Annotated in this window: 2 tRNA genes and 2 rRNA genes; all 4 read left to right on the top strand. The window is 50.6% G+C overall.

The features are described from left to right. Positions 1-1071: ribosomal RNA gene (locus tag ACLD1Y_RS31530) — 16S ribosomal RNA — on the top strand; the annotation flags it as partial. A gap of 159 nt (positions 1072-1230) precedes the next feature. After that, positions 1231-1307: transfer RNA gene (locus ACLD1Y_RS31525), tRNA-Ile, on the top strand. 30 nt (positions 1308-1337) lie between these two features. Beyond that, positions 1338-1413 (top strand) — tRNA-Ala (locus tag ACLD1Y_RS31520). Between the two features lie 249 nt (positions 1414-1662). Then, a 23S ribosomal RNA gene (locus tag ACLD1Y_RS31515) occupies positions 1663-3132 on the top strand; the annotation flags it as partial.

Here is a 3132-nt window from a genome sequence, read left to right as displayed (position 1 = left end):
ATTGTTTTGACGTTACCGACAGAATAAGCACCGGCTAACTCTGTGCCAGCAGCCGCGGTAATACAGAGGGTGCAAGCGTTAATCGGAATTACTGGGCGTAAAGCGCGCGTAGGTGGTTTGTTAAGTTGGATGTGAAATCCCCGGGCTCAACCTGGGAACTGCATTCAAAACTGACTGACTAGAGTATGGTAGAGGGTGGTGGAATTTCCTGTGTAGCGGTGAAATGCGTAGATATAGGAAGGAACACCAGTGGCGAAGGCGACCACCTGGACTAATACTGACACTGAGGTGCGAAAGCGTGGGGAGCAAACAGGATTAGATACCCTGGTAGTCCACGCCGTAAACGATGTCAACTAGCCGTTGGAAGCCTTGAGCTTTTAGTGGCGCAGCTAACGCATTAAGTTGACCGCCTGGGGAGTACGGCCGCAAGGTTAAAACTCAAATGAATTGACGGGGGCCCGCACAAGCGGTGGAGCATGTGGTTTAATTCGAAGCAACGCGAAGAACCTTACCAGGCCTTGACATCCAATGAACTTTCTAGAGATAGATTGGTGCATTCGGGAACATTGAGACAGGTGCTGCATGGCTGTCGTCAGCTCGTGTCGTGAGATGTTGGGTTAAGTCCCGTAACGAGCGCAACCCTTGTCCTTAGTTACCAGCACGTCATGGTGGGCACTCTAAGGAGACTGCCGGTGACAAACCGGAGGAAGGTGGGGATGACGTCAAGTCATCATGGCCCTTACGGCCTGGGCTACACACGTGCTACAATGGTCGGTACAGAGGGTTGCCAAGCCGCGAGGTGGAGCTAATCCCATAAAACCGATCGTAGTCCGGATCGCAGTCTGCAACTCGACTGCGTGAAGTCGGAATCGCTAGTAATCGCGAATCAGAATGTCGCGGTGAATACGTTCCCGGGCCTTGTACACACCGCCCGTCACACCATGGGAGTGGGTTGCACCAGAAGTAGCTAGTCTAACCTTCGGGAGGACGGTTACCACGGTGTGATTCATGACTGGGGTGAAGTCGTAACAAGGTAGCCGTAGGGGAACCTGCGGCTGGATCACCTCCTTAATCGACGACATCAGCTGCTCCATAAGTTCCCACACGAATTGCTTGATTCATTGAAGAAGACGATAAGAAGCAGCCCGAAATTGGGTCTGTAGCTCAGTTGGTTAGAGCGCACCCCTGATAANATTCATTGAAGAAGACGATAAGAAGCAGCCCGAAATTGGGTCTGTAGCTCAGTTGGTTAGAGCGCACCCCTGATAAGGGTGAGGTCGGCAGTTCGAATCTGCCCAGACCCACCAATTTTGTGTGGGAAACGCCTGTAGAAATACGGGGCCATAGCTCAGCTGGGAGAGCGCCTGCCTTGCACGCAGGAGGTCAACGGTTCGATCCCGTTTGGCTCCACCACTACTGCTTCTGTTTGTTGAAAGCTTAGAAATGAGCATTCCATTGTGATGATGGTGAATGTTGATTTCTAGTCTTTGATTAGATCGTTCTTTAAAAATTTGGGTATGTGATAGAAAGATAGACTGAACGTTACTTTCACTGGTAACGGATCAGGCTAAGGTAAAATTTGTGAGTTACTCAGTTTTGAGTATTATCGAATTTTCGGCGAATGTTGTCTTCACAGTATAACCAGATTGCTTGGGGTTATATGGTCAAGTGAAGAAGCGCATACGGTGGATGCCTTGGCAGTCAGAGGCGATGAAAGACGTGGTAGCCTGCGAAAAGCTTCGGGGAGTCGGCAAACAGACTTTGATCCGGAGATGTCTGAATGGGGGAACCCAGCCATCATAAGATGGTTATCTTGTACTGAATACATAGGTGCAAGAGGCGAACCAGGGGAACTGAAACATCTAAGTACCCTGAGGAAAAGAAATCAACCGAGATTCCCTTAGTAGTGGCGAGCGAACGGGGACTAGCCCTTAAGTGGCTTTGAGATTAGCGGAACGCTCTGGAAAGTGCGGCCATAGTGGGTGATAGCCCTGTACGCGAAAATCTCTTAGTCATGAAATCGAGTAGGACGGAGCACGAGAAACTTTGTCTGAATATGGGGGGACCATCCTCCAAGGCTAAATACTACTGACTGACCGATAGTGAACTAGTACCGTGAGGGAAAGGCGAAAAGAACCCCGGAGAGGGGAGTGAAATAGATCCTGAAACCGTATGCGTACAAGCAGTGGGAGCCCACTTTGTTGGGTGACTGCGTACCTTTTGTATAATGGGTCAGCGACTTATTTTCAGTGGCGAGCTTAACCGAATAGGGGAGGCGTAGCGAAAGCGAGTCTTAATAGGGCGTCTAGTCGCTGGGAATAGACCCGAAACCGGGCGATCTATCCATGGGCAGGTTGAAGGTTGGGTAACACTAACTGGAGGACCGAACCGACTACCGTTGAAAAGTTAGCGGATGACCTGTGGATCGGAGTGAAAGGCTAATCAAGCTCGGAGATAGCTGGTTCTCCTCGAAAGCTATTTAGGTAGCGCCTCATGTATCACTGTAGGGGGTAGAGCACTGTTTCGGCTAGGGGGTCATCCCGACTTACCAAACCGATGCAAACTCCGAATACCTACAAGTGCCGAGCATGGGAGACACACGGCGGGTGCTAACGTCCGTCGTGAAAAGGGAAACAACCCAGACCGTCAGCTAAGGTCCCAAAGTTATGGTTAAGTGGGAAACGATGTGGGAAGGCTTAGACAGCTAGGAGGTTGGCTTAGAAGCAGCCACCCTTTAAAGAAAGCGTAATAGCTCACTAGTCGAGTCGGCCTGCGCGGAAGATGTAACGGGGCTCAAACCATACACCGAAGCTACGGGTATCACGTAAGTGATGCGGTAGAGGAGCGTTCTGTAAGCCTGTGAAGGTGAGTTGAGAAGCTTGCTGGAGGTATCAGAAGTGCGAATGCTGACATGAGTAACGACAATGGGTGTGAAAAACACCCACGCCGAAAGACCAAGGTTTCCTGCGCAACGTTAATCGACGCAGGGTTAGTCGGTCCCTAAGGCGAGGCTGAAAAGCGTAGTCGATGGAAAACAGGTTAATATTCCTGTACTTCTGGTTATTGCGATGGAGGGACGGAGAAGGCTAGGCCAGCTTGGCGTTGGTTGTCCAAGTTTAAGGTGGTAGGCTG

The organism is Pseudomonas sp. 18175, from assembly GCF_050432925.1.
GTDB lineage: Bacteria > Pseudomonadota > Gammaproteobacteria > Pseudomonadales > Pseudomonadaceae > Aquipseudomonas.
The sequence above is the reverse complement of the archived record's forward strand: the minus strand, read 5'-3'. Positions and strand labels throughout refer to the sequence as shown.